General features: G+C 60.1%; 20 protein-coding genes and 1 pseudogene. 14 read left to right on the top strand and 7 right to left on the bottom strand.

Annotation, left to right across the window (positions count from 1 at the left end):
* Nucleotides 1-4 precede the first annotated feature (4 nt).
* Nucleotides 5-892, top strand: coding sequence for a 3-hydroxyisobutyrate dehydrogenase (mmsB, locus tag JFT86_RS02785; protein ID WP_201235585.1), 888 nt, complete (start codon nt 5-7; stop codon nt 890-892).
* Between the two features lie 256 nt (nt 893-1,148).
* On the opposite strand, the gene JFT86_RS02780 is transcribed toward mmsB, so the two are convergent.
* The 4 genes and pseudogenes from JFT86_RS02780 to JFT86_RS02765 all read right to left on the bottom strand — a co-directional run bounded on the left by JFT86_RS02780 (nt 1,149) and on the right by JFT86_RS02765 (nt 3,195).
* On the bottom strand, nt 1,149-1,499 hold the full coding sequence (locus JFT86_RS02780; RefSeq protein ID WP_122589396.1) for a cupin domain-containing protein: 351 nt from the start codon (nt 1,497-1,499) through the stop codon (nt 1,149-1,151).
* 108 nt (nt 1,500-1,607) lie between these two features.
* A complete protein-coding gene (locus JFT86_RS02775) occupies nt 1,608-1,940 on the bottom strand; it encodes a MerR family transcriptional regulator (RefSeq protein WP_201238543.1) in 333 nt (110 codons plus the stop codon).
* 26 nt (nt 1,941-1,966) lie between these two features.
* Nucleotides 1,967-2,269 (bottom strand): annotated as a pseudogene (locus JFT86_RS02770) (NAD(P)H-dependent oxidoreductase); the annotation flags it as partial.
* A gap of 44 nt (nt 2,270-2,313) precedes the next feature.
* Entirely contained in the window at nt 2,314-3,195 is an 882-nt protein-coding gene (locus JFT86_RS02765; RefSeq protein WP_201235583.1) for a LysR substrate-binding domain-containing protein, read from the bottom strand.
* 215 nt (nt 3,196-3,410) lie between these two features.
* On the opposite strand from JFT86_RS02765, the gene JFT86_RS02760 reads away from it, so the two are divergent.
* Nucleotides 3,411-4,175 carry a sulfite exporter TauE/SafE family protein gene (locus JFT86_RS02760; protein ID WP_201235581.1) on the top strand — a complete coding sequence of 255 codons (765 nt, stop codon included), beginning with the start codon at nt 3,411-3,413 and terminating at the stop codon, nt 4,173-4,175.
* Here JFT86_RS02760 and JFT86_RS02755 read toward each other — a convergent pair.
* On the bottom strand, nt 4,165-4,479 hold the full coding sequence (locus JFT86_RS02755) for a putative quinol monooxygenase (protein WP_201235579.1): 315 nt from the start codon (nt 4,477-4,479) through the stop codon (nt 4,165-4,167). The two genes, JFT86_RS02760 and JFT86_RS02755, sit on opposite strands and share 11 nt — an antisense overlap.
* 184 nt (nt 4,480-4,663) lie before the next feature.
* On the opposite strand from JFT86_RS02755, the gene JFT86_RS02750 reads away from it, so the two are divergent.
* From JFT86_RS02750 to JFT86_RS02715, 8 genes are all read left to right on the top strand, one after another.
* Entirely contained in the window at nt 4,664-5,254 is a 591-nt protein-coding gene (locus JFT86_RS02750; protein WP_201235577.1) for an NAD(P)H-dependent oxidoreductase, read from the top strand.
* 191 nt (nt 5,255-5,445) lie between these two features.
* Nucleotides 5,446-6,357, top strand: coding sequence for a LysR family transcriptional regulator (locus JFT86_RS02745; protein WP_201235575.1), 912 nt, complete (start codon nt 5,446-5,448; stop codon nt 6,355-6,357).
* 103 nt (nt 6,358-6,460) lie between these two features.
* Nucleotides 6,461-7,354 (top strand): NAD-dependent epimerase/dehydratase family protein, encoded by an 894-nt coding sequence (locus JFT86_RS02740; RefSeq protein WP_201235573.1) that lies wholly within the window; start codon nt 6,461-6,463, stop codon nt 7,352-7,354.
* Between the two features lie 241 nt (nt 7,355-7,595).
* Entirely contained in the window at nt 7,596-8,111 is a 516-nt protein-coding gene (locus JFT86_RS02735; RefSeq protein WP_242489467.1) for a Fic family protein, read from the top strand.
* Nucleotides 8,112-8,497: 386 nt separating this feature from the next.
* A complete protein-coding gene (locus JFT86_RS02730) occupies nt 8,498-9,847 on the top strand; it encodes a GntP family permease (RefSeq protein ID WP_095051052.1) in 1,350 nt (449 codons plus the stop codon).
* Between the two features lie 15 nt (nt 9,848-9,862).
* Complete coding sequence (locus tag JFT86_RS02725) at nt 9,863-10,723, top strand: MurR/RpiR family transcriptional regulator (protein WP_201235563.1); 861 nt, start codon at nt 9,863-9,865, stop codon at nt 10,721-10,723.
* A gap of 1 nt (nt 10,724) precedes the next feature.
* On the top strand, nt 10,725-12,182 hold the full coding sequence (locus JFT86_RS02720; RefSeq protein ID WP_201235561.1) for a D-aminoacylase: 1,458 nt from the start codon (nt 10,725-10,727) through the stop codon (nt 12,180-12,182).
* A 151-nt stretch (nt 12,183-12,333) separates the two neighbouring features.
* On the top strand, nt 12,334-12,702 hold the full coding sequence (locus JFT86_RS02715) for a glyoxalase superfamily protein (RefSeq protein ID WP_201235560.1): 369 nt from the start codon (nt 12,334-12,336) through the stop codon (nt 12,700-12,702).
* A 66-nt stretch (nt 12,703-12,768) separates the two neighbouring features.
* Here the strand turns inward: JFT86_RS02715 and JFT86_RS02710 are convergent, their stop codons facing one another.
* Together JFT86_RS02710 and JFT86_RS02705 are read right to left on the bottom strand one after the other, a co-directional pair.
* On the bottom strand, nt 12,769-13,134 hold the full coding sequence (locus JFT86_RS02710) for a hypothetical protein (RefSeq protein ID WP_201235558.1): 366 nt from the start codon (nt 13,132-13,134) through the stop codon (nt 12,769-12,771).
* 2,524 nt (nt 13,135-15,658) lie between these two features.
* Nucleotides 15,659-16,675 carry an AraC family transcriptional regulator gene (locus tag JFT86_RS02705; RefSeq protein ID WP_201235556.1) on the bottom strand — a complete coding sequence of 339 codons (1,017 nt, stop codon included), beginning with the start codon at nt 16,673-16,675 and terminating at the stop codon, nt 15,659-15,661.
* A gap of 209 nt (nt 16,676-16,884) precedes the next feature.
* On the opposite strand from JFT86_RS02705, the gene JFT86_RS02700 reads away from it, so the two are divergent.
* The 4 genes from JFT86_RS02700 to JFT86_RS02685 all read left to right on the top strand — a co-directional run bounded on the left by JFT86_RS02700 (nt 16,885) and on the right by JFT86_RS02685 (nt 23,203).
* Nucleotides 16,885-18,480, top strand: a complete 1,596-nt coding sequence (locus JFT86_RS02700) for an FAD-binding oxidoreductase (protein ID WP_201235554.1) — start codon at nt 16,885-16,887, stop codon at nt 18,478-18,480.
* Between the two features lie 5 nt (nt 18,481-18,485).
* Nucleotides 18,486-20,081 (top strand): glycerol-3-phosphate dehydrogenase/oxidase, encoded by a 1,596-nt coding sequence (locus JFT86_RS02695; protein WP_201235552.1) that lies wholly within the window; start codon nt 18,486-18,488, stop codon nt 20,079-20,081.
* A gap of 20 nt (nt 20,082-20,101) precedes the next feature.
* Nucleotides 20,102-21,670 (top strand): FGGY-family carbohydrate kinase, encoded by a 1,569-nt coding sequence (locus JFT86_RS02690; protein WP_201235551.1) that lies wholly within the window; start codon nt 20,102-20,104, stop codon nt 21,668-21,670.
* Between the two features lie 243 nt (nt 21,671-21,913).
* Nucleotides 21,914-23,203: a phospholipase gene (locus tag JFT86_RS02685; protein WP_201235549.1), complete on the top strand. Its 1,290-nt coding sequence runs from the start codon at nt 21,914-21,916 to the stop codon at nt 23,201-23,203.
* Nucleotides 23,204-23,257: the final 54 nt, after the last annotated feature.

Here is a 23,257-nt window from a genome sequence, read left to right as displayed (position 1 = left end):
GACCATGAAAATCGCATTTATCGGTCTGGGCAACATGGGCGCGCCAATGGCGCGCAACCTGATCAAGGCTGGCCATTCGCTGAATCTGGTCGACCTGAACAAAACCGTGCTGGCGGAACTGGAGCAACTGGGCGGCACCATTCGTTCGTCGGCGCGCGAAGCTGCCGAGGACGCCGAACTGGTGATCACCATGCTCCCGGCCGCCGTGCATGTACGCAGCGTCTGGCTCGGTGAAGACGGCGTCCTGGCCGGCATCGGCAAAGGCGTGCCGGCAGTGGATTGCAGCACCATCGATCCGCAGACGGCTCGCGATGTCGCAGTTGCAGCAGCCAAGCAGGGCGTGGCCATGGCCGATGCGCCAGTCTCCGGCGGCACCGGTGGCGCGACGGCTGGCACGCTGACCTTCATGGTCGGCGCCACGCCAGAGTTGTTCGCCACCCTGCAACCGGTGCTGGCGCAGATGGGCCGCAACATTGTCCATTGCGGTGAAGTCGGCACCGGGCAGATCGCCAAGATCTGCAACAACCTGCTGCTGGCGATTTCGATGGTCGGTGTCAGTGAAGCGATGGCGCTGGGTGATGCGCTGGGCATCGACACTTCGGTGCTGGCCGGCATCATCAACAGCTCGACCGGGCGTTGCTGGAGTTCGGAAATGTACAACCCGTGGCCGGGCATCGTCGAAACGGCGCCAGCCTCACGCGGCTATACCGGCGGCTTTGGTGCGGAACTGATGCTCAAGGATCTGGGCCTGGCAACGGAAGCGGCACGTCAGGCGCATCAGCCCGTGGTACTCGGCGCGGTGGCGCAGCAGTTGTATCAGGCGATGAGTCAGCGTGGTGAAGGCGGGAAAGACTTCTCGGCGATCATCAACAGCTATCGCAAGCCGCAGTAACTTGGGTCAGCAATACTTTTGTGGCAAGTGGGATTTTGTGGTGAGGGGATTTATCCCCGATCGGCTGCGCAGCAGTCGTAAGCCCTGAGCCCGCGTTTTGACTGGCAATATGAAGGGGGCCGCTTCGCGCCCCATCGGGGATAAATCCCCTCGCCACAGGTTCTCTATTTCCACAGATATCTGTGGGGTGTGCTGAACAAAATTGCAGTAGGTGTTGCCGGGAAATCACGTCGGGTGTTTTCCCGGCTTTTTTGTATCAGGCAAACACGAAATATTTGCGCACGGTCTCGACCACTTCCCACGTGCCTTTCATTCCCGGTTCAACCACGAAAATATCGCCGGCCCGCAGGTGGATCGGCGCCATGCCATCCGGGGTGATCACGCAGTAGCCTTCCTGGAAATGGCAGTACTCCCACTTCACATATTCCACGCGCCACTTGCCCGGGGTGCAGATCCAGGTGCCCATGATCTTGCTGCCGTCTTCGCTGGTGTAGGCGTTGAGGTTGACGGTGTGCGGGTCACCTTCGAGTTTTTCCCATTTGCAGGCGTCGAGTACCGGCAGCGGATGGGTGTCGCGCAGAACGGTGATAGGGGCGGTCGCGGTCATGGAGACTCCGGGCAGTGGACTTTAGGAATGAACTCGCACCCTATAGCGCCCGGGCGCTGCTCAGTTGTCTGTGCTCGACATCGAAGTGCTCAGAAACGCGCAAAGCGCTTACAGGTTCTCCAGCGGGCAAGTGACCCGGGCGTGTTCCAGGCTTGCTTCGAACCCTTCCAGTTGCGCGTATTGCCGTATGAGCTCGGCCATGCTGTTGTTGATTTCACGTTTCTTCGCTTCGATGGCCTGCTGCGCCAGCGCCCAAGGCATCGAATCGCCGTGATGATCTGCGAAAATCGCCTGCAACTCCTTGAGGCGAAAACCCATCTCTTTGGCGCATTTGATCAAGATCAGCAGTTCGACACTTTGTTGATCGTAGAGGCGATAGTTGCCCTGACGCCGGGGTTTGGGCAGCAGGCCGATCGACTCATAGTGACGGATGCTTTTGATGGTGGTGCCGGAGCGTTGCGCAGCTTGAGCAGCACCCGATCAAAAAAAGCTTTGAGCAGCGCCGGAATGCCGCCCCACCAGATCGGGTAAACCAGTGTCAGATGTTCAGCCCAAAGGATGTCGGATTGTGCCGCGCTCAGGTCATTTTCCAGCGCCTGGATCTGTTGATAACCCTCGCGTAGCACCGGGTCGAAATCCATCTCGCCGAGCCTTAACTGACGCACCTCATGCCCGGCCGCAAGCGCTGATTGTGCATAGCGATCAGCGAGCGCGGCGCACAGGCTTGTCGCCGAAGGATGGCCCAGAATCAGCAGAATGCGTTTGCCCATCGTCACTGTCCTTGCTGGAAAAAACCAAGGATGAAGTCTGCCCCTTAGGGGAGAGTCAAGGCGTGCAACAAGGCTTTGGCGTACCCCGGCAATGCGCTGAAATCTCTGGCGCAGAGCATCAAGGTACGGCGCGCCCAAGGCTCCTCAAGGGCGACGTTTTTGAAGGCGCGAGACGGCCCGCGTTCGACAGCGGCCAGCGGCACAATGGCGAGCCCCGCGCCACGGCCGACCATGCGCATCACACCGTCGAAGCCATCCGCACGGATGCGCACCTGCATTCGCGAGCCGCTGTGCAGGGCCTGTTCTTCGAGATAGATCGCCAAGGCGCTGTCGGCACTCAGTCCTACAAAGTCGTGGCGCAAGGCGTCACTGAAACTGACGTCGGCGGCGTCAGACAATGGGTGGTCCAGCGGCAGAATCAGCACCAGTGGATCGTCGCGGAACGCCTGAGTCTGTAAGTCGCTGGTGTCGACCGCGTCAGACACAATCCCCAGATCCGCCGCACCCTGGCGCAAGGCGTGGGTGATGCGTGCGCTGGGCAGCTCCTGCAGATCAATGTCGAGATTGGGGTGGCTGCGCAAAAAGTCCGCGAGCACTTCCGGCAGGTATTCGGTGATCGCAGTGGTGTTGCACAGCAAGCGAACCTGACCTTTGACGCCCTTGGCGTAGTCGGCCAGATCCTGCTCCATGCGTTCGGCTTGTTGCAGAAGGATGCGCGCGTGCTGCGCCAGGGCTTTGCCGGCCGGTGTCGGGGTGACGCCACGGCGACCGCGTTCGAGGAAGTCGATGCCGAGCGAGGCTTCCATGGCGCGGATTCTGGCGCTGGCGGCGGCAAGTGACAGATGGCTGCGGGCGGCGCCGGCGGTGATGTTGCCGGTGTCGAGAATGTGCAGGTAGAGGCGCAGGTCAGTGAGGTCGAAGTGCATGGGGACAGCCTCTGGTTTTTGTGGTGTCTGGGCCGGCCTCTTCGCGAGCAGGCTCGCTCCTACATTGGATCTGTGGCGAGCACAAACCTGTAGGAGTGAGCCTGCTCGCGATGGCGCCTGAAGTCTCAAAGAAAATATCAGCCTCTTGTATTGGAAGAGGCAGCCTCAGTATATGGCGGATTTTCAACCCGCCCCCTCAAGCGCACAGTAGCGCCATGAACACACTCGCAGATTACTACCAAAACCTCGGCTTGGCCTTGTCAGTGCTGGTCATCGCTACCTTCGTCATGGCCGGGCTGGTCAAAGGCGTCATTGGTCTCGGCCTGCCCACGGTCGCCATGGGCCTGCTCGGTCTGGCTATGGCGCCGTCGCAGGCATCGGCGCTGCTGATCATTCCGGCAACGTTGACCAATGTCTGGCAACTGGCATTCGGCGGGCATTTGAAACAACTGATCCAGCGCCTGTGGCCCATGCTGTTGTTGATCTTCCTCGGCACCGGTATCGGCACTGTGTGGATTGGCATGGAGGGCGGGCATTGGGTCGTGCGCGGGTTGGGCGCGGCGCTGTTGCTGTATGCGTTGAGCGGGTTATTCCTGCCGACGCTGCACGTTAAACCTCGCCATGAATCCTGGCTCGGCCCGGTCTGTGGCGTGATCACCGGCCTCATCACTTCTGCCACCGGCGTCTTCGTGATTCCAGCGGTGCCGTATCTGCAAGCGCTGGGCTTGAACCGTGATGAACTGGTGCAGGCGCTGGGCCTGTCCTTCACTGTTTCGACGCTGGCACTGGCCGGCGGCTTGCTCTGGCGCGGTGCGCTCGGGGGCAGCGAATTGAGCGCCTCGCTGCTGGCGCTGATCCCGGCAGTGCTCGGCATGTTGCTCGGCCAATGGCTGCGTCAACGCATTAGCGCGATGCTGTTCAAGCGCGTGTTCTTCATCGGAATGGGCGCGCTCGGCGCCCACCTGCTGATCAGCGGTTAGCCGAGGACTCGCTGAGCATGTCGATCCGGCGAATATCAAAATCGCGCTCCAGATATTCCATGCGCTGCTCGAAGAACTGCTTCATGTGCGGCAGGTTCGAGTGCACGTCCAGATGCGCCTGGCTTTCCCAGATCTCGTAGAAGATGAACAGCGACGGATCCTCCTGGTCGCGCAGCATGTGGTACTCGATGCAACCCGGCTCGGCGCGGCTCGGTTCGACATAGGCGCGAAACAGCGCCTCGAAAGCCTCGGCTTTTTCCGGGCGTGTCTTGGCGTGCAGGATGAAACCGTGGCGCTCACTCATCGATAAAACTCCTCAAGTTCAGATGGCGGCCAATCCTACGGCAACAATCTGCACTCGATTCGTGCGTTTTGTTCAAATGTATTTTGCGCAGCCACGGCTTATTCCGCGCGAGGCGGATCGTTAATCTGCCGCCATTCCATTTTCCCTTCTCCACCCAGCCCGATGGCTGCGCCGAGGCTTTGTCATGAAAAAAGTTTTGTTGCTCAACGGCGGTAAAAAATTCGCCCACTCCGACGGTCGCTACAACACCACCCTGCACGAAGCGGCACTGAGCGTGCTGGATCGCGGCGGTGTCGACGTGAAAACCACGTTCATCGACGAGGGTTATGACGTTGCAGAGGAAGTAGCGAAATTCCTCTGGGCCGACGTGATCATTTATCAAATGCCGGGCTGGTGGATGGGCGCGCCGTGGACGGTGAAAAAGTACCTCGACGAAGTCTTCACCGAAGGCCATGGCAGCCTCTACGCCAGCGATGGCCGTACCCGTTCTGATTCCTCGCAGAAGTACGGCAGCGGCGGGCTGATTCAGGGCAAGCAATACATGCTGTCGCTGACCTGGAACGCACCGCAGCAAGCGTTTGACGACCCGACTGATTTCTTCGAAGCCAAAGGCGTGGACGCGGTGTATTTTCCGTTTCACAAGGCCAACGAATTTTTGGGCATGACTGCTTTGCCGACATTCCTCTGTGTGGACGTGATGAAGAGCCCGAACATCGAGAACGATGTGGCGCGGTATGAACAGCATCTGAAAGAGGTGTTCGCTCTCAACGCCTGAAATGATTACCTTTGGCGAGGGGATTTATCTGTGGCGAGGGGATTTATCCCCGATGGGTCGCGCAGCGGCCCCGCTCTTGATCCTGAAAAAAAAGGGGCCTGCTGCGCAGTCCATCGGGGATAAATCCCCTCGCCACAAAGGTGTTCTCTCTCCACAATGGATTTGTGCCGACGATCAATTAAGGGACACCCGTGAAAGCCAGATCCGATGAGTTGCAGATTTTCGTCTGCGTGATCGAATGCGGTTCAATCTCCGCCGCCGCCGAGCAGGTCGGGCAGACCCCTTCGGCGGTCAGCCGCACGCTGTCGCGGCTGGAAGCCAAGCTCGACACCACGTTGATCAACCGCACCACGCGGCGCATGGACCTGACCGAGGAGGGCAAGTATTTCTTCGAGCAGGCCAAGCTGATTCTCGACCAGATGGACCAACTCGAAGAACGCCTGTCCTCCCGCCAGCAAACCCCGTCCGGACGTCTGCGGATCAACGCCGCCTCGCCGTTCATGCTCCACGCCGTCGTCCCTTACATCGACGAGTTCCGCCGGCTCTACCCGGATATCCAGCTCGAACTCAACAGCAATGACCTGATCATTGACCTGCTGGAACAAAGCACTGACATCGCCATCCGCATCGGCACCCTCGCCGATTCGACGCTGCACGCCCGTTCACTCGGTAGCAGTCCGCTGCTGATCGTCGCCAGCCCCGCGTATCTGCAGAAACACGGTGCGCCGTTGCAAGTGGCCGACTTGAGCGAGCACACCTTGCTCGGCTTCACCCAGAACGAAGGCCTCAACCAGTGGCCATTGCGCTACGTGCACGGTGACCGCTGGCCGATCAATCCGGCCATCAGCGCCTCCAGCGGCGAGACCGTGCGCCACCTGGCGCTTGAAGGTCAGGGCATCGCCTGCCTGTCGCACTTCATGACCATCGATGACATCCGCACCGGGCGTTTGAAGGTGTTGCTGGGTGAATTCAACAGCGGGTATCGCCAGCCGATCAACGCGGTGTACTACCGTAACTCGCAACTGGCGCTGCGCATTCAGTGCTTCCTCGACTTCATCCAGAGCAAACTCGCCGTTTACGCCAGCGCAGACTTCAAGGGCTGATTCGTGACCTATACGCAAGAGTGAATTGGCCGAGGGCGGGTGTTTCCCTGAGGGGCATCGGTCGATACTCGCCCCATCACTTATTCACGCAGGGAGTTTCTCCATGAACGTATTCGTCACCGGCGCTGCCGGTTTTATCGGCGGCTCGATTGCCACCGGTCTGGTCCAGGCCGGGCATAAAGTCACCGGTCTGGTGCGCAGCGCCGAACAGGCAGATGAGCTGAAAGCACTGGGCATCACCGCGGTGATCGGCACCCTTGATGACAAAGCGTTACTCGCCGAACAGGCCCGCGCCGCCGACGCCGTGATCAACGCCGCCAGCAGCGACCATCGCGGCGCGGTTGAAGCGTTGCTCGACGCTTTGCGCGGCTCCAACAAAGTGTTCCTGCATACCAGCGGTTCGAGCATCGTCGGCGATGCATCGGGCGGTAAATCCAGCGACGTCATCTACTTCGAAGACAACCTGCCGGAACCGACCGTCGACAAGGCTGCCCGCGTGGCCATCGACAACCTGATCCTCGCCGCCGCGAAGGATGGCGTGAACTCGGCAGTGATCTGCAACACGCTCATTTACGGGCACAGCCTGGGCGTCAATCGCGACAGCGTGCAGTTGCCACGTCTGCTCAAACAGGCACGTAAAAGCGGCGTGGTACGCCACGTCGGCACGGGTCAGAACATCTGGTCCAACGTGCACATCGAAGACGTCGTCGCCCTGTATCTGCTGGCGCTGACCAAAAACGTACCGGGCACGTTCTACTTCGTCGAAAGCTGCGAAGCGTCGTTCATCGACATGACCACCGCCATGGCGCAGGCACTGAACCTCGGTGAGCCGCAAGACTGGCCACTGAAAGACGCCGAAGCCGAGTGGGGCTACGAAATGGCCAACTACGGCCTCGGCTCCAACAGCCGTGTACGCGGCAAACACGCCCGCGAACTGCTGGGCTGGGCGCCGAAGCGTACGTCGGTGGTTGAATGGATTCGTAACGAAATGGTGTGATGGGTGTTTAAGCCCTGTAGGGCCTGACGATCACCACTCTAAACGGCTGCCCTTGGGCGGCCGTTTGTATTTCAGGCTTTGCTCTCGTGTCAGACCGGTCTTATGGTGCTCGCAACTATGCCGGTTCAAAGGTGCAAGGATGACTAACCGATATGACGCAGAGGGCGCACAGAGCCGCTTTCAGCCCGGCTCGAATGAGCAAGTACTGAGCAACAAATTGGGCCTCTGCGATCCTGAGGAAATGGAAGACGCAGAACTGGTGCTTTTGGAAAAACTCTACCAGTCCGTGCTTATCGAGGATTTGCCGGATCGGTCAATCACTGTTGAGGATTTGCAGGACTGGCATCGGCAATGGCTGGGGAATATCTATCCATGGGCGGGTGATGTTCGTGCGGTGAACCTTGGCAAGGATGGATTCTTCTTTGCGGCGGCACCGCAGATTCCTCGACTGCTGGATGCGTTCGAAAAGAGCTGCCTGGCGAAATACACGCCATGCAGGCCTGATCTGGACGAAAACCTGATTCACGCCATCGCGGTTACGCACGTGGAGTTCATCCTGATTCATCCGTTCCGTGAAGGTAATGAACGGTTGTCGCGATTATTGGCGGATGTCATGGCCGTGCAAGCGGGCTACGTTGCGCTCGACTACAGCAGTTGGGAACGAAACAAAGAAGCTTATTTTACTGCGATTCACCAGGGTTTGAATGGCAACTACGAACCGATGGAGTATTGGGTACGGCAAGCCTTGTGGACTTGAACGGCGAGGTTACCTGGCCAGGGAAAGGTGCAGGAACTTGCTGTTTTTGACTTTGAGTTTGCGTTCAATGGCTTCAGGGATTCGGTGAACGACTGCGATCAAAACTGTAGGAGCGAGCCTGCTCGTGATAGCGGTCATTCAGCCATGATGATGTTGACTGATACGGCGCAATCGCGAGCAGGCTCGCTCCTACAAGGGTTTTGTGTTGAACGCGAACGCATGTAAATCCCGCCCCTCGATTTTCATTAATCGCGACACGACATATCCATTAGCGACACGCCTTACCTCTCCACGAAAATTACTTTCATGCGGTTTGAAATCTCGATCTCGAAATGATTTATGAGTTTCACAACCCATTCGAACGTGACCCTTTCGAGGAGTACCGCATGACGCCTTCCTTCGGCTATTGGCTGCTGGTCTACGCCGCCGTCGCCATCATCGCGCTGATCGTGTTGATCGCCCGTTACCGGCTCAATCCGTTCATTGTCATCACCCTGATTTCCATTGGCCTGGCACTGGTGGCCGGGATGCCACCGTCCGGTGTGGTGGGCGCGTATGAGGCTGGGGTGGGCAAGACGCTGGGGCATATTGCGCTGGTGGTGGCGCTGGGGACGATGCTCGGCAAGATGATGGCCGAGTCCGGCGGCGCCGAGCAGATGGCGCGCACCTTGATCGACAAATTCGGCGAGAAAAACGCCCATTGGGCGATGGTCTGCATTGCGTTTCTGGTCGGCCTGCCATTGTTCTTCGAAGTCGGTTTTGTGTTGCTGGTGCCGATTGCCTTCACCGTGGCGCGGCGCGTCGGTGTGTCGATTCTGATGGTCGGCCTGCCAATGGTCGCCGGCCTGTCGGTGGTGCATGCGCTGGTGCCACCGCACCCGGCGGCGATGCTCGCGGTGCAGGCGTATCAGGCGTCGGTCGGGCAGACCCTGTTGTATGCGATTGCCATCGGCATTCCGACCGCGATCATCGCCGGCCCGCTGTACGCCAAATTCATCGTGCCGCGCATTCAGTTGCCGGCGGATAACCCGCTGGAAAAGCAATTCCTCGACCGCGAACCGCGCGACAAACTGCCGGGTTTCGGCATCACCATGGCGACCATTCTGCTGCCGGTGGTGTTGATGCTGATCGGTGGTTGGGCCAACCTGATTTCCACGCCGGGCAGTGGCTTCAATCAGTTCCTGTTGTTCATCGGCAACTCGGTGATTGCGTTGCTGTTGGCGACATTGCTGAGTTTCTGGACGCTGGGTATCGCTCAAGGTTTCAACCGCGAATCGATCCTCAAATTCACCAACGAATGCCTGGCACCAACCGCCAGTATTACACTGCTGGTGGGCGCTGGCGGTGGCTTGAATCGGATTCTGGTAGACGCTGGGGTGACTGATCAGATCGTCGGTCTCGCCCACGAATTTCACCTGTCGCCGCTGATCATGGGCTGGTTGTTCGCGGCGTTGATGCGCGTCGCCACCGGTTCCGCCACCGTGGCCATGACCACCGCGTCCGGCGTGGTCGCGCCGGTGGCCATTGGTCTGGGATATCCACACCCTGAGCTGTTGGTGCTGGCGACCGGCGCTGGCTCGGTTATCTTTTCCCACGTCAACGACGGCGGCTTCTGGTTGATCAAGGAATACTTCAACATGACGGTCGCGCAGACGTTCAAGACCTGGACCGTGCTTGAGACATTGATCTCGCTGGTCGCTTTCGGTCTGACCGTCGGCCTTTCTTACCTGCTGTAACCGGAGCCATCCGCCATGGACATCCTCTACCAGATCCGCGCCCGTCAGGATTCCTTCAGCGCCGGCGAGGGCCGCATCGCCCGGCTGATGCTCGACGACGTCGGTTTTGCCGCGAGCGCCAGCCTCGAAGATCTGGCGCAACGCGCCGAGGTCAGCACCGCCACGCTGTCGCGGTTTGCCCGCAGCGTCGGCTGCCGTGACCTGCGTGATCTGCGCCTGCAACTGGCTCAGGCCAGCGGCGTCGGCAGCCGGTTTCTCGACCCGGCGGGCACACCTGAACAGTCGGCGTTCTACGGGCAGATCGTCGGCGATATTGAAACTACGCTGCGTCAGCACTTGGCCGGGTTCGACGAATCGCGCTTTGCCGACGCGGTAAAACTGCTCGGTCAGGCGCGGATGATTCATGCGTTCGGCGTGGGCGGTTGCTCGACGCTGTGCAGTGACGAATTGCAGGTACGCCTGGTGCGCCTCGGCTACCCGATTGCGGTGTGTCATGACGCGGTGATGATGCGAGTCACCGCCGCCAGCCTGAACGCCGAGCAAGTGCTCATCGTCTGCTCGCTGACCGGCATCACCCCGGAATTGCTGGAGACCGTCGAACTGGCGCGCAACTACGGTGCGCGCATCCTCGCCATCACCCGCGGCGACTCACCGCTGGCCGAACTGGCCGACATCGTCCTGCCGCTGCAAGGCGCGGAAACCTCGTTCATCTACAAACCGACGGCGGCGCGCTACGGCATGCTGCTCGCCATCGACGTGCTCGCCACCGAGCTGGCGCTGGCCAATCCTGAAGACAATCAAGAACGTCTGCGGCGGATCAAACTCGCCCTCGACGAATACCGTGGCGGCGACGATCACCTGCCGCTGGGAGACTGACATGCAGTACGACACGCTGATTCGCAATGCCCTGATCATCGACGGCAGCAACACACTCGGTTACCACGCCGACGTGGCGATTCTTGATGGCCGCATCGAGCGCATTGGTGACTTGCACGATGCCACTGCCAGCGAGGAAATAGACGCCGCCGGCCGCGTGCTGGCGCCGGGTTTCATCGACGTGCACACCCACGACGACACCGTGGTCATCCGCCAGCCCGAAATGCTGCCGAAACTCAGCCAAGGCGTGACCACGGTGATCGTCGGCAACTGCGGGATCAGCGCCTCACCGGTCAGTCTGAAAGGCAATCCACCGGACCCGATGAACCTGCTCGGCACAGCGGCAGCCTTCGTTTATCCGCGCTTCAGCGATTACCGTGCGGCGGTCGAAGCGGCCAACACCACGTTGAATGTGGCGGCGCTGGTCGGCCACACGGCGCTGCGCAGCAATCACCTCGACGACATGTTCCGCACCGCGACGCCGGAAGAAATCGCCGCGATGCGCGAGCAGTTGCGCGAGAGCCTGGAACACGGCGCCTTGGGTTTATCCACAGGTCTGGCCTACGCCAGCGCCTTCAACGCCTCCACCGATGAAGTCATGCAACTGACCGAAGAACTCACGGCGTTTGGTGCGGTGTACACGACCCATTTGCGCAGCGAATTCGCCCCGGTGCTGGAGGCGATGGATGAGGCGTTTCAGATCGGGCGACACGCGAAATCGCCGGTGATCATTTCCCACCTCAAATGTGCTGGTGTTGGTAACTGGGGGCGAAGTCCGCAGTTGCTCGCGTCGCTGGAAGAAGCCGCCAAAACCCACCCGGTCGGTTGCGATTGCTATCCGTACGCGGCGAGTTCTTCGACACTTGATCTGAAGCAAGTCACCGATGCCCATCGCATTACCATCACCTGGTCGACGCCGCACCCGGAAGTCAGCGGCCGCGATTTGATCGACATCGCTGCCGAATGGAACGTGCCGTTGCTCGACGCCGCTAAACGCCTACAACCGGCGGGCGCGGTGTACTACGGCATGGACGAGGCCGATGTACGAAGAATCCTCGCGCATCCACTATCGATGGTTGGCTCCGACGGACTGCCGGAAGACCCGTTCCCGCATCCGCGCCTGTGGGGCGCCTTCCCACGGGTGCTCGGGCATTTCAGTCGTGATGTCGGGCTGTTTCCGCTGCACACCGCTGTACACAAGATGACCGGTCTGTCGGCGGCGCGATTTGGCTTGAAGGAAAGGGGCGAGATTCGTCAAGGTTATTGGGCGGACCTTGTGTTGTTCGATCCACTGACCGTGCGCGATGTGGCGGATTTCAATGACCCGCAACGAGCGGCGCAGGGCATTGATGGCGTGTGGATCAACGGCGTTTTGAGTTACCGCGACGGCCAGGCAAACGGCCAAAGAAAAGGACGATTCCTCGCGCGCGAAGGAGATCTACGCAAAGGTTTCAACTAATCGCAAAACCCCTGTAGGAGCTGCCGAAGGCTGCGATCTTTTGACCTGTGTCTCATGGTGGCATATTGCAATTAAAGAAAGTCCGCACCAAGCCGAAGTGCTGACATCCAGCCCAGCTACACTGTCGGGCCAACCAGTCAGGGAGCACCCCATGAGCTTCGGCAAAACCACCCCGATCCTGCGGATCTTCGATGAAGCCAAAGCCGTAGAATTCTACGTCGACTTCCTCGGCTTCAAGATCGACTGGCAGCATCGTTTCGAAGCGAACTTCCCGTTGTATCTGCAGGTGTCTCGCGGCGAATGTGTGCTGCACCTGTCCGAGCATCATGGCGATGCGACGCCGGGTTCGGCGCTGCGCATCGAGACCGATGAGCTGGAGGCGTTCCAGCAGCAATTGGTGGCGAAGGAATACAAGTTCTCGCACCCACAGATTCAGGCGATGCCGTGGGGGAGTCAGGACATGACGATTGCTGATCCGTTTGGCAATCGGCTGGTGTTTACCAACGCGATCAGTGTTTGAAACAGTTTCAAGCCGCATAGAAAAGCCCGCTGCCAAACCCTTACGGTCTGACAGTGGGCTTTTTCGTTACTCGGTCGGCACTAACCGATCAAGCACGCGATTGACCGCCAACTCCGCTAGCATCACCACCTGAGCAATGCCTTGCAGGGTTTTGCGGTGCGTGCCTTCGACCAGCGCTACGTGGTTATGCAGCATGACAATGGCCGAGCCGAGGGTTTCACTGGCATCCACCAGCAGCGACTCGGTATCGGCTTCGGGGTCGGTCATGTACAGCTTGTTGGGTTTGTAGGGCGCGGCCATGATCTCGGCGGTGGGCGGGCGGAGGTAGTGGTCGAGGGCGCGCTCGGCGGCGTCGTGGAATTTCTTTGAGTCGGGGGATTCGTAGGGGGAGCCCGGGTCGGTGACCGGTGGGTTTGGCGTTACTTTGAACATTGAGTCTTTCTCCAGAAGAGCCGCAGCCATCTCGCTACTAAACGAGAGGGGTGGCAGCTGTGCGCAAGTTAGTAGACCGGCAGAAGACTCAAGATCCGGCGCACCCGAAGATGCCATGCGCACAGCTACCATCAAGTGCAAGCGAAAGCCCGACTGGATGATTCTTGTGCAACCGTAAGTCAACTAATCCGGGCTACTAAACCCGATCACTGGGAATCAGTGACCCGAATCAAGTTACGCAGCAAGCTCTGGGCGCACAAGCCGGCGGATTCTGGCTTAGCCGTAGGCAGCGGCGCAAGGATTTGTAGGCTCTTGCGCGTAACACTGAGTGTCTTTAAACAGCTGCGGTGTAAGAGGTTTATTGCGCTACAGAGTTTGAGGATTTGCCTGTCGGATTTAGGTGCGGCGACTGACGCCATCGCGAGCAGGCTCACTCCTACAGAGGATTGTGCCGGACACAGAATCTGCGTTCACTGAAGATCAATTGTAGGAGTGAGCCTGCTCGCGATGAGGCCAATCCAGTCACCCCCGATGCATCTGCCGAAACTCCCCGGACGGCATCCCCCGCCGGCTCTTGAACGTGCGATGAAACTGACGCCATCGCGAGCAGGCTCACTCCTACAGAGGATTGTGCCGGACACAGAATCTGCGTTCACTGAAGATCAATTGTAGGAGTGAGCCTGCTCGCGATGGGGCCAATCCAGTCACCCCCGATGCATCTGCCGAAACTCCCCGGACGGCATCCCCCGCCGGCTCTTGAACGTGCGATGAAACTGACGCCATCGCGAGCAGGCTCACTCCTACAGAGGATTGTGCCGGACACAGAATCTGCGTTCACTGAAGATCAACTGTAGGAGTGAGCCTGCTCGCGATGGGGCCAATCCAGTCACCCCCGATGCATCTGCCGAAACTCCCCCGGCGGCATCCCCCGCCGGCTCTTGAACGTGCGATGAAACTGACGCCATCGCGAGCAGGCTCACTCCTACAGGGAATTGTGCCGGACACAGAATCTGCGTTCACTGAAGATCAATTGTAGGAGTGAGCCTGCTCGCGATGAGGCCAATCCAGTCACCCCCGATGCATCTGCCGAAACTCCCCGGACGGCATCCCCCGCCGGCTCTTGAACGTGCGATGAAACTGACGCCATCGCGAGCAGGCTCACTCCTACAGAGGATTGTGCCGGACACAGAATCTGCGTTCACTGAAGATCAACTGTAGGAGTGAGCCTGCTCGCGATGAGGCCAATCCAGTCACCCCCGATGCATCTGCCGAAACTCCCCGGACGGCATCCCCCGCCGGCTCTTGAACGTGCGATGAAACTGACGCCATCGCGAGCAGGCTCACTCCTACAGGGAATTGTGCCGGACACAGAATCTGCGTTCACTGAAGATCAATTGTAGGAGTGAGCCTGCTCGCGATGAGGCCAATCCAGTCACCCCCGATGCATCTGCCGAAACTCCCCGGACGGCATCCCCCGCCGGCTCTTGAACGTGCGATGAAACTGACGCCATCGCGAGCAGGCTCACTCCTACAGGGGATTGTGCCGGACACAGAATCTGCGTTCACTGAAGATCAACTGTAGGAGTGAGCCTGCTCGCGATGGGGCCAATCCAGTCACCCCCGATGCATCTGCCGAAACTCCCCGGACGGCATCCCCCGCCGGCTCTTGAACGTGCGATGAAACTGACGCCATCGCGAGCAGGCTCACTCCTACAGGGAATTGTGCCGGACACAGAATCTGTGTTCACTGAAGATCAACTGTAGGAGTGAGCCTGCTCGCGATGGGGCCAATCCAGTCACCCCCGATGCATCTGCCGAAACTCCCCGGGCGGCATCCCCCGCCGGCTCTTGAACGTGCGATGAAACTGACGTCATCGCGAGCAGGCTCACTCCTACAGGGGATTGTGCCGGACACAGAATCTGCGTTCACTGAAGATCAACTGTAGGAGTGAGCCTGCTCGCGATGGGGCCAATCCAGTCACCCCCGATGCATCTGCCGAAACTCCCCGGACGGCATCCCCCGCCGGCTCTTGAACGTGCGATGAAACTGACGCCATCGCGAGCAGGCTCACTCCTACAGAGGATTGTGCCGGACACAGAATCTGCGTTCACTGAAGATCAATTGTAGGAGTGAGCCTGCTCGCGATGGGGCCAATCCAGTCACCCCCGATGCATCTGCCGAAACTCCCCGGACGGCATCCCCCGCCGGCTCTTGAACGTGCGATGAAACTGACGCCATCGCGAGCAGGCTCACTCCTACAGGGGATTGTGCCGGACACAGAATCTGCGTTCACTGAAGATCAACTGTAGGAGTGAGCCTGCTCGCGATGGGGCCAATCCAGTCACCCCCGATGCATCTGCCGAAACTCCCCGGACGGCATCCCCCGCCGGCTCTTGAACGTGCGATGAAACTGACGCCATCGCGAGCAGGCTCACTCCTACAGGGAATTGTGCCGGACACAGAATCTGCGTTCACTGAAGATCAATTGTAGGAGTGAGCCTGCTCGCGATGAGGCCAATCCAGTCACCCCCGATGCATCTGCCGAAACTCCCCCGGCGGCATCCCCCGCCGGCTCTTGAACGTGCGATGAAACGACCTCGGTTCGGTAAACCCCAGATACTGCGCAATGTCCTGAATCGGCAACGTGCTGTTCAACAGATAATGCTCAGCCAACTCCTGGCGCAAGTCATCGAGAATCTGCTGATACGACGTCCCCGCCTGATGCAACTGCCGCTGCAACGTGCGCACCGACACCGCAAGCTGTTCGGCCACTTGCTCCTTGCGCGGCAAGCCTTCCTTGAGCAACTGACGCAGGATATTTTTCACCTGCTGTGCAAGCGAGGCATCCTCCAGCGTCGCCATCAAACCCATCGCATGTTCTTCCAGCGTGCGCAGCAATTGCGCATCGGCCTGACGCAACGGCATCTGCAAGTACGCCAACGGCACAATCAGCGCCGAATAAGGCTGATCGAACAGCACCGGGCAATCGAAGAACTGCTCATAGTGCGCCAGCGTCACCTCGTCCGGGCGGGCATGCTCCAGCCACACGGCGGCCGGCGACAGCTGCGTATCGGCAATCCAGCGCGCATAGTGCAGCCAGGAACCGAGCACGTTTTCCACCAGATGCCGACGAATCCGAGGGCGCTGATAACGGCACGTCCAGATCAGATGCACATGCCCGTCCAGCACCTCGGCGCGACTCACGCCCATGTCACCGACCAGTTTCTCGAACGGCATGATCCGGCTCATGGCATCGCCAAGGGTCGCGCAGTTCATGGTGATGTAGCCGAGCACGCTCCACGAGTTGGGCAGGACGAAATTCGCCGCGTTCAGCCCAAACAGCGGATCGCCCGAATGTTCGCAGAAATAATCGAGGAGCTTTTCATGCGCCTCACCCGGCAAGCGCAGGGTGTTGTCGCTCAACTGCTGCGCCTGCAAACCGGCCGCCGCCAACGCCGGCTCGATGGCCATGCCCAATTGCTCGGCATGGCGCAGATATTTAAGCAGCGGCGGAACAGACGTGAAGCCGAGCGATTGCATGATCGTATTCCCTTGATCAAAGCCTGCATGAGCGAATGAATGCCTGAAAGGTAATTTGAAACCACGGCTAAAGTAAATGGCTGACGCTTGCGCGACGTTTGACTCAATTGGCTACATGAACTGGCCGGATGCGACCGTGACACTTTTTGGCCGCCGACTAGTATGGGGGCCTGAAATATCGCTGATAAGAACCGAAAAAGGACACACGCATGCGACGCTGGAACGGCTGGGGAGATGCAACCACGGTGGTCGAACTGCCGGCCCAGGGCGCGAGTTTTCTCGCGCAACGCCTGGGCGATGGTCGAGCGCTGCCCGACGCAACGCTGGACACGGCGTTGGCCCGCGTGCCCGCCTCGCGGTTGCAGGCGCACACCTTGTACAGCGTCGATGCCCATGATCGTTTGCTCCACGCCCGGGGCCAGAGCCTGCCGGACTGGCTGGCGTTGCGTGAAGGTGTGCTGGGCAATTATCCCGATGCGGTGGCGTTTCCCGAGACCGCTGAACATATTCGCCAATTGCTGGCGCTCGCTCATGAACAGGATTTGTGCCTGATCCCTTATGGCGGCGGCACGTCGGTGGCCGGGCACATCAATCCGCCGGACTCCACGCGACCAGTGGTCACCGTTTCGCTGGCGCGGATGAATCGTCTGATCGATCTCGATGAACAGAGCCTGTTGGCGACATTCGGCCCCGGCGCCAGTGGCCCACAGGTGGAAAGTCAGTTGCGTGCCCGTGGCTACACGCTGGGGCATTTCCCGCAATCGTGGGAGCTGTCGACGTTGGGCGGTTGGGTCGCCAGTCGCTCCAGCGGTCAGCAGTCTTTGCGCTATGGGCGCATCGAACAATTGTTCGCCGGCGGGACGCTGGAAACCTTCGCCGGGCCGATGCTGATTCCAACCTTCCCGGCCTCGGCGGCAGGGCCTGATCTGCGCGAAGTGATGCTCGGTTGTGAAGGCCGTTTCGGGATCATTTCCGAAGTCAAAGTGCGGGTCAGCGCACTGCCCGCCGACGAACGTTTTTACGGCGTGTTCCTGCCGAGCTGGGCCAAAGCACTGCAAGCGATTCGTCAACTCGCTCAGGCACGCGTGCCGCTGTCGATGCTGCGTTTGTCCAACGCGGTGGAAACCGAAACGCAATTGGCGCTGGCCGGTCATCCGCAGCAAATCGCCTGGCTGGAAAAATACCTGAGCCTGCGCGGGGCGGGCGAGGGCAAGTGCCTGCTGACCTTCGGCGTCACCGGCAATCGCCGGCAAAACGCGCTGTCCCTGAGTCAGGCCCGCCAGCATCTGAAAGCCTTCGGCGGTGTGTTCACTGGTACCTTGCTCGGCAAGAAATGGGCGCAGAATCGCTTCCGCTTCCCTTATCTGCGCGAGAACCTGTGGAACGCCGGTTACGTGGTCGACACCCTCGAAACCGCCACCGACTGGAGCAATGTCGACAACCTGCTGCACCTCATCGAAAACAGTCTGCGCGACGCCTTGGCCGCTGAAGGTGAACGGGTGCACGTCTTCACGCACTTGTCCCATGTCTACGGCGAAGGTTCGAGCATCTACACCACTTACGTGTTTCGCCCGGCGGCGGATTACCCCGCGACACTGGCGCGCTGGAAAGCGCTCAAACACGCGGCCAGCCAGACCATTGTCGACAACCACGGCACCATCAGCCACCAACACGGTGTCGGCAAAGATCACGCGCCGTACCTGCTTCGCGAAAAGGGCGAGTTGGCCATCGACACCTTGCAGGCGCTGAGCAAACACTTCGACCCGGCCGGGCGCCTCAACCCCGGCACGCTGTTACCGGAGTGACGGCCATGGGCCTGAATTGGAACGCTGCGTGGCGCCAGCAGATTTTGCCGACGCTGGCAGATGAAACGTGGGATCTGATCGTCATCGGCGGCGGTATCAGCGGCGCCGGAATACTGCGTGAAGCGGCGCGCCGAGGTTGGCGCTGCCTGCTGCTGGAGCAACGCGATTTCGCCTGGGGCACCTCCAGTCGATCGTCGAAAATGGTCCACGGCGGTTTGCGTTACATCGCCAAAGGGCAGTGGCGCCTGACCCGTGATTCGGTGCGCGAACGCCAGCGCTTGCTTGACGAGGCGCCGGGGCTGGTCGAGCCGATGAGTTTCCTGATGCCGCACTATCGCGGCGGTTTTCCCGGGCCACGAGTGCTGGGTGGTTTGCTCTCGGTGTATGACGCGCTGGCCGGGCGTCGCAGCCATCAGTTTCATGACGCGCAACAACTGCGCTATCTGGCACCGGGCGTGAAGGAAACCGACCTGCTCGGCGGCACCTGTTTTGTCGATGCGCTGACCGATGATGCGCGGCTGGTGATGCGCGTGTTGAGTGAGGCTCGGGCCGATGGCGCGGTGGTGCTCAACGGTTTGCGCGTCGAGCACCTGCTGCGTGAAAACGGGCGGGTGTGCGGGGTTCAGGTCGAGGACTGCGAAGCGGGCGTGTCGCTGCAATTGCGTTGCGGCGTGCTGGCTGTAGCCACGGGGACCTGGGCTGAGCGCTTGCGACCGTCCGGAACTGCACGTCAATTGCGCCCGTTGCGCGGCAGTCATTTGCTGCTGCCGGGCTGGCGTTTGCCGGTGGCGCAGGCGTTCACTTTTCTGCATGAACGTGACCGTCGACCGGTGTTCGTTTTTCCATGGGAAGGCGCGACCGTGGTTGGCACCACGGATCTTGATCATCGCGGGGATCTGGATCAGAGCGCGAGCATCAGCCAGGAAGAACTCGACTATCTGCTGGCGGCTTGCAGCCAACAATTTCCCGGCGCTGAAGTGGTCGCGAGCGACGTGCTTTCAACCTGGTCCGGCGTGCGTCCGGTGGTGGGCAGCGCGGCGGGCGATCATCAAGACAAACCGTCGAACGAAACCCGTGAGCACGTGCTGTGGCAGGAACCGGGTTGCGTCACCCTGGCCGGTGGCAAACTGACGACGTTTCGCCCGCAAGCCATCGAAGTGCTCAGGGCCTGCGCGGCGATGCTCGACCGTCCTTTTGCTGATGACGCTGCTGCGGTTTTTACTGCCGTGCCGACATCGGCGATTCCCGGGCTCAGCGCGCAGCAGTGGCGACGTCTGGCCGGACGCCACGGTCGCGACCTGCCGAGGCTGGCGCAACTGATCGCCGAGTTGGGTCACGCCAGCGTCGCCAGCACTGACACTCTGTGGGCGGAACTGGCCTTCGCGTGTGATGCGGAAATGGTCTTGCACCTTGATGACCTGCTGCTGCGCCGCACGCGTCTGGGCCTTTTGCTGGCGCGCGGCGGTGAAGAGCATTTCGCCGCCATCCGCCAACTCTGCCAGCCGCGACTGGGCTGGGACGATGAGCAATGGCAGCAAGAGTTGCAGCGTTATCGGGCGTTGTGGCAACGCCATCATGGTTTGCCGGATGCCACGCCTTGATGCCCCTTGAAGAGAGCTCCATGGATAACCCACCAAACAACCGTTACCTGCTGGCCATCGACAACGGCACCCAGAGCGTGCGTGCGCTGCTCTTCGATTTGCAGGGCAATCTGCTCGGCAAAGGCAAGGTCGAACTGCAGGCCTATTACTCGACGCAACCGGGTTGGGCCGAGCAGGATCCGGAATATTACTGGGCGAAACTGGGCGAGGCCTGCCAGCAGGTGTGGGCGCAAACCGGGATTGATCGAGCGCAGATTGCCGGTGTTTCCCTGACCACTCAGCGCGGCACGGTGATCAATGTCGATGCCGAGGGCAAACCGTTGCGTCCGGCGATTCTGTGGCTCGATCAGCGTCAGAGTGAAGTCGAAGGCGGGATCAAGGGACCGTGGGGCTGGTTGTTCAAACTGGTCGGTGCGCAAGCCACCGTGGATTATTTTCGCGCCCAGGCCGAGGCCAACTGGATCGCCAGGCATCAGCCGGATATCTGGGCGGCGACAGACAAGTTTTTGCTGCTCTCGGGGTTTCTTACTCATCGCTTGTGCGGGCAGTTTGTCGACTCGGTGGGCTGTTGCGTCGGCTACTTGCCATTCGATTTCAAACGCCTGAAATGGGCGGCGCCCTCCGACTGGAAATGGCAGGCGCTGGCGGTGCGTCCCGAACAATTGCCGAGCCTGCACAAACCCGGTGAAACCCTCGGCTACATCACCGCTGAAGCCAGCCGCCATACCGGCATTCCCGAAGGCCTGCCGCTGATTGCCGCCGGTGCCGACAAGGCCTGCGAAGTGGTCGGTTCCGGTGTGGTCGATGCGAGCACGGTATGCCTGTCGTATGGCACCACGGCGACGATCACCAGCACGCGCTCACGCTATCTGGAAATCGTCCCGTTGATTCCGCCGTATCCGTCGGCGGTGCCGGATCAGTTCAACTGCGAGGTGATGATTTATCGCGGTTACTGGATGGTCAGCTGGTTCAAGAATGAGTTCGGTTTGCGCGAGATGCAGCAAGCCAAGGCGCAGGGCATTGAGCCCGAAGAACTCTTTGATGCGCTGGTCAACGAGGTGCCGCCGGGGTCGATGGGGCTGATGCTGCAACCCTACTGGTCACCGGGCATCCGTGAGCCGGGCGTTGAGGCCAAAGGCGCGATGATCGGCTTCGGCGATGTGCACACCCGCGCGCATATCTACCGGGCAATTCTGGAAGGGCTGGCGTATGCCTTGCGCCAGGGCATGGAGAAGATCGAGAAGCGTTCGAAGGTTTCGATCACGCGTCTGCGGGTGGCTGGCGGCGGTTCGCAGAGCGATGCGGCGATGCAACTGACGGCGAATATTTTCGGCCTGCCGGCGGAGCGTCCGCATGTGTATGAGGCGTCGGGTCTGGGTGCGGCGATCTGCTGTGCGGTGGGACTGGGGCTGCATGCGGATTTTCCAACGGCAATCGCTGCAATGACCCGAGTCGGCGCGGTGTTCATGCCGCAACCCGAGGCGCAAAAAATCTACGAACAACTCTACAGAGATGTCTACCTGCGCATGTACCGACAGCTCAAGCCGCTGTACCAGAGCATCCGCAAAATCACCGGCTACCCCGCTTAAGAAGACACCACGATCCCATTGTAGGAGTGAGCCTGCTCGCGATAGCGGAGTGTCAGCCAATATCCATTTGAATGACACACCGCTATCGCGAGCAGGCTCACTCCTACAGGGGGCGGCGGTGTTCTGGCAATCGGGTAAATGGCGCCATTGGAGAACTTTTCTGGTGAGATCGGACAGTGTCAGCGGCGGGGGTGGTTGTTAGGCTCAACCCCCACAGCACATCCAATAAAAAGAACCAGAAGCATGAAGCTGACATTCCTCCTGTTGCTGCTTTTTGCAACAACCTCGAGCGCCTGGGGTTGGTCAAACCATACGGTGGGCAGTTACCTGGCATTGCAGGATCTGCCGGCGCTGCGTGATGCGCCGCCGGTTGCAGTCGAGCCACTGGAACAGTTTCTGACTGAGCAATATCCGGCCATCATCGCATTGCTGGAACAACAGGAAAGCTTCGCCCGCGAGCATTTCGTCGAGTACCCGCCGCGCCCCGACGAGCTGAAAATGCCCGCCGTGCCGGGGGACAATCTGCGCCACGCGTTCCTCACCGCGCTGCGTATCAATCCCGAGATTCATCTGGCGATGGTCATCCAGCCGATGCCGGGCAAAGACCTGCCCGAACGTGAGCACCTCAGCGCCGATCAAGTCATGGTCGAACAGACCCTCTCACCGTGGAACCGCCAGCGTTTTATCCGCGTGGCCGACGGTGAACAAGTCGCGCCGCTTGCGGTGTTGGCCAGCGCCGCCGACGAGCCGGATTACGGTCACGACATCAACCTGTTCAGCGACAACCCGGGCGCAGTCGGCGCGGTCTACGGTTTCGGCCCACAGCCGTTCGGCGATGCGCGTTTTCAGTACAGCTCGCAGGCGCCATTCCACATGGGGTTCTTTCATGAGAGCGCGGTGGTGTATGCCGCTGCCGGATTTCTACAGCGCAGTTGGCCGGACTGGCGTGCCTATCAATACATGGGGCTGGCGCGACTGGCGTTTGCCAGCGGCCATCGTTATTGGGGTTATCGCTTTCTCGGCTGGGGCGCGCACCACGTCCAGGACCTGACCCAGCCGTATCACGCCAAACCACTGCCCGGCGTTGACCTCGCCAATCTCTTGCTGCTGGAAGGCAAGGCGCTGGCCGGTTTCGCTGACGACAAGCAGGCATCCATCGAACGCGTTGCCACCCGGCATATGGAAGTCGAAAAGTATCAGTCGAACTGGCTGCGTCGTTTGCTGCGAGCCGGACAAGCGCATCCGATGCTCGATGCTTACAGCGATTTTGCCCAGGACAAACAGTACCCGCCGTACTCCGTGGACTACCTGCGCGAGGTGGTCAGCGCCGAGTCCGTCGACGACTCTGCCGCGTTCGATGAAGCCATCGGTCAGTGGCTTGAGACCGCGCCGGCCACCAGCGATTTCAGCAGCGGCAATCAGTTGCAACGCGAAGATTTCAACCATCCGGCACTGAACCGGCAGTTGTTCAAACTGCTCGGCCATTTCGGCTCGCACAGCCGGATTTATGTCAGCGCGGGATTGCTTCCATAGCTATCGCCTCACGGTTGCGCGAACACAAAAACAATAAGAACAGGGAAGGAGAAA

The sequence above is a fragment of the Pseudomonas sp. TH06 genome (assembly GCF_016651305.1).
Taxonomy (GTDB): domain Bacteria; phylum Pseudomonadota; class Gammaproteobacteria; order Pseudomonadales; family Pseudomonadaceae; genus Aquipseudomonas.
This window is presented reverse-complemented; position numbering and strand designations above follow the sequence as displayed.